Annotated in this window: 7 protein-coding genes and 1 pseudogene; 6 read left to right on the forward strand and 2 right to left on the reverse strand. The window is 61.3% G+C overall.

Going from position 1 to position 6693, the window contains the following annotated elements; translation table 11 throughout:
* Window positions 1-858: S8 family serine peptidase (locus R6U20_RS00160; RefSeq protein ID WP_410335846.1), on the forward strand; the 858-nt coding region annotated here is incomplete at its 5' end.
* Window positions 859-1048: 190 nt separating this feature from the next.
* Here R6U20_RS00160 and R6U20_RS00165 read toward each other — a convergent pair.
* Window positions 1049-1417, reverse strand: a complete 369-nt coding sequence (locus R6U20_RS00165; RefSeq protein ID WP_410335847.1) for a DoxX family protein — start codon at window positions 1415-1417, stop codon at window positions 1049-1051.
* Window positions 1418-1546: 129 nt separating this feature from the next.
* On the opposite strand from R6U20_RS00165, the gene R6U20_RS00170 reads away from it, so the two are divergent.
* The 5 genes from R6U20_RS00170 to R6U20_RS00190 all read left to right on the forward strand — a co-directional run bounded on the left by R6U20_RS00170 (window position 1547) and on the right by R6U20_RS00190 (window position 6406).
* Entirely contained in the window at window positions 1547-1759 is a 213-nt protein-coding gene (locus R6U20_RS00170; RefSeq protein WP_410335848.1) for a DUF2892 domain-containing protein, read from the forward strand.
* 36 nt (window positions 1760-1795) lie between these two features.
* Window positions 1796-3001, forward strand: coding sequence for an NAD(P)/FAD-dependent oxidoreductase (locus tag R6U20_RS00175; protein ID WP_410335849.1), 1206 nt, complete (start codon window positions 1796-1798; stop codon window positions 2999-3001).
* Between the two features lie 53 nt (window positions 3002-3054).
* Window positions 3055-3732, forward strand: coding sequence for a winged helix-turn-helix domain-containing protein (locus R6U20_RS00180; protein ID WP_410335850.1), 678 nt, complete (start codon window positions 3055-3057; stop codon window positions 3730-3732).
* Window positions 3710-5170: an ATP-binding protein gene (locus R6U20_RS00185; protein ID WP_410335851.1), complete on the forward strand. Its 1461-nt coding sequence runs from the start codon at window positions 3710-3712 to the stop codon at window positions 5168-5170. Before R6U20_RS00180 ends, R6U20_RS00185 begins: the two co-directional genes overlap by 23 nt.
* A gap of 207 nt (window positions 5171-5377) precedes the next feature.
* Window positions 5378-6406 carry a porin gene (locus R6U20_RS00190; protein ID WP_410335852.1) on the forward strand — a complete coding sequence of 343 codons (1029 nt, stop codon included), beginning with the start codon at window positions 5378-5380 and terminating at the stop codon, window positions 6404-6406.
* A gap of 85 nt (window positions 6407-6491) precedes the next feature.
* On the opposite strand, the pseudogene R6U20_RS00195 reads toward R6U20_RS00190, so the two are convergent.
* Window positions 6492-6693 (reverse strand): annotated as a pseudogene (locus tag R6U20_RS00195) (transposase); the annotation flags it as partial.

The raw sequence follows: 6693 nt of genomic DNA on the forward strand, positions 1-6693 counted from the left end.
GTGGCGAACATGAGCCTGGGCGGTGGTGCCAGCACGTCGCTCGATAATGCTGTCGAAAATGCCGTGAGCGATGGTATTCTCGTTGTGGCCGCTGCCGGCAACGACAACACGGATGCCTGCAACGCCTCGCCGGCCCGCGTAGACGATGCCCTGACGGTTGGATCGACCACCTCCTCCGATCAGCGCTCCAGCTTCTCGAACTACGGCTCATGCGTTGACATCTGGGCTCCCGGCTCCGACATCAAGTCGGCCTGGTACACCAGCGATACCGCAGAAAACACGATCAGCGGTACGTCCATGGCGGCCCCGCATGCTGCGGGTGTAGCAGCGCTCTATCTCGAAGGCAATAGCAGCGACACGCCTGCATCGGTCTTTTCGGGACTCACTGACACCGCCACGTCGGATGCACTTTCCGACGTTGGCAGCGGCTCGCCCAACCTCCTGCTGTACAGCCCGCTTGATGGAAGCGGTGGTGACGACGGTGGTGACGATGGTAGTGATGGCGGCGACGATGGCGGCGACGACGGCAGTGGTGACGACGGCAGCGGCACCAGCCCCTGCTCCTCGTGCGCCACGTACACCGGGTCGTTGAGTGGTTCCGGCGACAGTGCCCAAGAACCCGACGGATCGTACTACGCGGGCAACGGATCGGAAACGGGCTATCTGGAAGGCCCGAGCAGCGCCGACTTCGACCTGTACCTGTACCGCTGGAATGGATGGAACTGGAGCGAGGTCGACTCTTCAACGTCGGCTGACTCCAGCGAAGAAATCGATTACAGTGGCTCCTCGGGCTACTACCTGTGGGTCATCGAGTCGTACAGCGGAAGCGGCAACTATACCTTCTACCTCGAAGACTAAGCCTGTTTGCACGATTCTGCTACGCATCTCGTAGCAGGTCGTATGCAACTATCCGCTTATACTACCGCGCGCCGGGTCCTCCTCAAAGGGAGGGTCCGGCGCGCGTTCATTTGGGGAATACTCCGTGTTGTACGTCATGTGTTGACGTATTTTCAGAGGGCTACCTGAGATGGCCAATCATGAGCCTGTATCATGAGCCCGTAAGCACGGCGGCCCAGTATACCCACGCCATGAGAACGAACTGCAACGGAATGCGAAGCCAGAGCATCCAATTGGGCAAATCTGAGAATCGGCCTTCAGGGTCACGGGCCATGAAGGTATGCACCGGAAGAAACACCACCAGCATGCCGATGAGTCCCCATGCGGCATAGACCTGCACGCTCGGAATAAGCACCCCTGCGCCTCCAGCAATTTCGAACACGCCGCTGGCATAGACCAGCAGACGCGGCGCCGGCAGGTACGTGGGCACAATGCGCGTAAAGATGCTTGGTTTTATGAAGTGCGCCACACCCGCGGCTATAAACATTGCTGCAATGGCGTAAAGCGAAAGGGTTTGCATGATACTGGGTCGCGCTGTCAAAAAAGAATGTCCGTTGCCCCAACGAATGCATGGCGGGGTGTAACTTTCCCGTAGGCGGGTATTATAAACAGGACACCGACCTTGTGACTACAAATAAAATGAGCTACAATGGATACAAACGTAGGAACGATCGACCGAATCCTTCGCATTGGAAGTGCGCTGGCGGTGGCTGCTCTGTACGCAGGCGGCGTGATTAGTGGTACATGGGCGCTCGTACTGGGCGTGGTAAGCGGCGTGCTGCTGCTTACGGGGATGGTGAGCTTCTGCCCCCTATACCGCCTCATAGGCGTATCCACGTGTCCGGTAGATACCACAGCGTAAGCTTTCGCATCCCACATACAAAACAGGTAAGCCTCTGTGCATCTGCTTCTGATTGGCGGCGGTCACGCTAGCGTTGCGCTGTTTGAGCGCGCCGCTGCGTGGCGCGAGCATGGCATCGACATCACCCTGGTCTCCGACCATCCGTATCTCTACTACTCAGGCATGGTGCCTGAACACCTGGGGGGCGTGTACAGCGAAGACGAGGTGCAGATCGATCTGAAGGGATGGTGCCAGCATACCGGCGTAACATGGCATCAGGGCCGCGTGGTGCGCATGGATCCAACAGCACGCACCGCCACAACCGCCTATGGCTCCACACTGCCGTACGACGTAGCGGTGGTCGACATAGGCGCGGCGAACCCATCTCCGCCCAAGGGTACGGCACAGGTCACAGGCACCAAGCCTATGCATCAGATTGCACGACTGGAGGCATGGCTGCGTACGCTGCCCGAGCGCACGTCGCAGCAGCACCTGGTCATTGCTGGGGGCGGGGCGGCAGGTACCGAACTGGCACTGAACATTCAGGCACGCATTCGGCGCACGGCCCCGCGTCGGTGCACCGTAACCGTTGTGGAGCCCGCTAAACGACTGATCCCGTCATTTCCAGACGGAGCCAGCCAACGCGTGGCCGACCTGTTTTCCAGGCAGGGCGGACGTCTGCACACCGGCGCACGTGTGCAGCATCGCACCCCCACGCACGCGGTGCTCGACAACGGCACCCGCCTGCCCTGCACACAGCTCGTGTGGGCCACCGGATCGGTGGGACCGCCGCTCTGGCAGCGCACCCCATTTTCGTGCACCGACCAGGGCTTCGTGAAGGTCGTCGATTCGCTCCAGATCCCCTCGGCCCCGCGCGTGTTCGCCGCCGGAGACTGCGCTGCCGTTGACGGATACGCCGACCTGCCCCGCATTGGCGTGCATGCCGTAAAGCAAGGGCCTCTCCTCGCTGAAAACGTGGATCGCATGCTGCGGCACCTGCGCGACGGAAAACCGCCCGAACGTGCGTACCACCGTGACGGACTACGCGCCTTTCGACCGTATCCCGTAGCACCACTCATCTTATCCACTGGCACTGCAAAAGGCCTGTGGCGCGCCGGGTCGGTCTGGTGGATGCGTGCGACAGCGCTTCGCATGAAGCACCTCATTGACCTCCGCTGGATGAACCGCTACCGCCTGCCCCACCAGTCCACATGGGCTCCACTCGATGCCGTGCATGCCCGGTCGGCACAGCAGCCAGCGTAGCCGCGTAAGCCGGGGTCCCGTTCGTTGTGATACGCTGACCCGCTCGTGTGCGCATGCGCGTCCTCCTTGTCGAAGATGACACCCAGATTGCCGATTTTGTAGCGCAAGGCCTGCAAGAGGCAGGATATGCCGTAGACCACACCGCCGATGGCGAAGAGGGCTACCGCTACGCCCTGAACGGATCGTACGCTGCAGCCATTATCGACCTGATGCTACCACGCCGCAATGGGCTCGACCTTATCCAGAGCCTGCGGCAGCGTGGTGTGGACACGCCGGTGCTTATTTTGAGCGCAAAGCGCTCGACCGAGGAGCGCGTGGAAGGCCTGCGCGCCGGGGGCGATGACTACCTTGTCAAGCCGTTTGCCTTTACCGAACTCCTGGCCCGCGTGCGTGCCCTCATCCGGCGGGCATCGGGGCCTACCGCATCTACTGAGCTTGTCGCAGGGCCGCTCACCATGAATCGGCTCGACCGTACGGCGGCGCGCGCCGACACCGCAATCGACCTGCAACCGCGCGAGTTTGCCCTGCTGGAATTGCTCATGCGCAACCCCGGACAGGTGGTCTCGAAGACGATGATCTTAGAGCATGTGTGGGACTTCAACTTCACTCCGCAGACAAACGTGGTCGAAGTGCTGGTGCATCGGCTTCGCAAACGGATTGACAAGCCCTTCGATCAGAGCCTCATCCACACAGTGCGCGGCGCGGGATATGTCCTCCGAGTCAACGAATAGCAACACGGTGAGTAGTCATTGTACAGACTATGCGCCCAGTCGCGCGTTCTGGACGCAGTACCCGCTCGGGTGGCGCCTGGTGGCCGGATATGCAGGGCTGTTTGTGGGAAGCGTAGCTGTGCTGGCTGGGCTCGCCTACGGACTCCTCATCTACTTTTTGCAGCAGCCCGATCGGGCGTTTATGGAGACGCAAGCCCGAACGCTGGCTGCCACGTACCAGGGCGGCGGCCCGCAGGCCGTCCGGATGGTGCTTGATGCCCACACGTCCGACGAGCAGTTTCAGGAACTGGTGGTGCGCCTCACCGATGACGACGGACACACGTTCCTGCTGCACAACCCCGACAACTGGCAATCTGCCGACCTGGCCCGCCTCGCCGCTGCCGATCCCCCTGATACCGAAGCATGGATTCCACTGGGGGCCGCCCAAGATAACGACCCGATCGAAGCATTTGCCCTGCGCATCTCCCCAAACCGCATTCTGCAGGTGGGCATGGACGCCCCCTTGAGCAACGAGATTCTGCGCTCTATGAAGTGGGTCTTCCTTGCCAGCGCACTGCCTGTCTTGCTGATTGCACTGCTCGGCGGCCTGATTCTGGCCCATCGCGCATTGCGTCCCCTGCGGACTGTGGTACGCACGTTCGAATCAATCATCGAAACAGGCGATGTAGCCCAGCGCGCCGCCGCTCCACAGGAACAGGGCGAATTCACCCAACTGGTGCACCTCTTCAACCAGATGCTCGACCGTATTGAGCATCTGGTCGCGGGCATGCGCACCACACTCGACAACGTGGCTCACGACCTGCGCACCCCCATGACACGTCTGCGCGGCCACGCCGAAATGGCGATGCGCAACGACGGCGCCTCCAAAGCCGAACTGCGCGCCGCACTCGCCGACACCCTCCGCGCCTCCGACGCCGTGCTTGACGTGCTCAACACCACACTCAACGTAGCCGAGATGGAGTCGGGCACCGTCTCTCTAAACCGCACGACAGTGCGCGTGCCCGACCTGGTCGATAGTGTAGTGGATGCCTACCGGTTTGTAGCGGAAGACAAAGCCATCACCCTCACTACGCAGATCCCCGACGACCTACAGGTGCAGGTGGATACCTCGCGCATGCGGCAAGCGCTGGCCAATCTGCTCGACAACGCCGTTAAGTATACGCCCCGAGGCGGCACAGTAACGCTTCAGGCCGCGTCGACGCCCGACCACGATACGTACGCTGTACGCTTTACGGTGCGCGACACCGGCGTGGGCATTCCGACCGAGGAGCAGCCCCGTATCTGGGACCGGCTGTACCGTGGCGACCAGAGCCGCACCGAGCGTGGACTGGGCCTGGGCCTGAGCCTGGTGCGAGCCATCGTTGAGGCCCATCAGGGCGAGGTGGCTGTTGAAAGTGAGGGCAACACCGGCACCGCCATGCACATCTGGCTGCCGTAGCGCCTGCCGACCGGCCAAGCTTACAAAACTGTAAGCCCGTGGTAAGGTGCCTGCAAGTCTGCTGTTGTATAAAGGAAACGAATCAATCCTACCTATCCCCGAAATCAGCCGCATAACAAACCTCATGCCGCGTACGCAGATTGATGGGGATGCGCGCACTGCGTCTCAGTCTGTAATCGTCTCTCCTAAAAAAACCTCCTGATGTGCATGCAGAATGTCTCTGCTGCTCTCCACTCAGCTTCCTACCGCATCGCAGCGGTTGCACTGCTGGTCGTGCTGATGCCCCTGTTGAGCAGGCCCCCCACCGTTCAGGCACAGCCTGCTCCCGACAGTACGCACGTTCCCACCATCGGCGTGCTGGTGCAGGCCTCCGCGCATGCCGCAAGTCATCCCACGCTCTACACCGATGGCTTCAGCGTAGACCGCGCACGCTTCGCCGTATCAGGCGATCCGGTGGCGGGGGTGAGCTATGAACTGGAAGGCGACTTCGTAGACGATCTCATCGTCACCGATGCCCACGTGGACCTGCAACTGACGTCTCACTGGATGCTGCGGGGCGGGCAGTTTCGTCCGCCGTTCAGTTACGGACAGCTCGTGTCGTCGTCGGCTACGCCGTTTGTGCTGCGGGCGCGGAGCGTTAAGGCGCTTGGACTGAGCCGTACGCCGGGAGCCGCAGCATCCTATCAGCCGCACAGCGCATGGCACGTGCAGGTCGGCGTGTTTAACGGAGCGCGCCTGCGTGCAGCACCCGATCGCCCGGAGCCGTCCGCTCAACAGACGGCTGAGGAGCAGTTGCTGTATGTGGCACGGCTGACATGGACCCCCGAGTGGGATGCAGGGCGTGCCGCCGTGGGCGCAGGCGTGGCCCACGATCCGGCAGGCGCTGCAGCGCAGAGCGGACCGAGCACGCGATACAGCGGCAATGTGCATATTCAGCATCGTACGGTGGCCCTCACGGTAGAGGCTCTGACTCGCACCGAGGCAGCACCGGGCGAGATGGAGACCGGCGCGCAACTCACAGGCACGTACCAGGTCGCATCCCCCCATACGCTCCGTGCACGAACCGACTGGGTACGCTACAACGGCCCTGCGCCCGAGGCGCCTACGCAGCTGGGCATTGGCTACACGTACCAGCCCGTGTCGTATTTGCGTATTGAAACAGACATGATTGCGCCCATTGACGAGCGTGCGCTGAAGCCGGTCGTACTGCGTACACAGCTGCAAATACATCTGTAAGGACTTCAGAACCCTACTTTATGCAATTCACGCTCATCTTGTATAGTATATATGAATAGTATTTATACTTACCTAAATCACCGGAACTCACACGCGAGATGGTCTGTCGGCTAAAGCGTCGCCCGCACAGCTCATTGGTAATCTTCTTCACCTTGCGGGTCGAGACGCCCTGGACGACCATCTCCATCAAGGCCAGCACGAGGGCTTTCTCGTTGCGTTGATAGCGCTCAAAGAGTTCCGTCTTGAAGGTGCCCTCACGGTCGCGGGGGACGTCCAGTTCGAGCGTT

The sequence above is a fragment of the Longimonas sp. genome (genome assembly GCF_046498435.1).
GTDB lineage: Bacteria > Bacteroidota > Rhodothermia > Rhodothermales > Salinibacteraceae > Longimonas.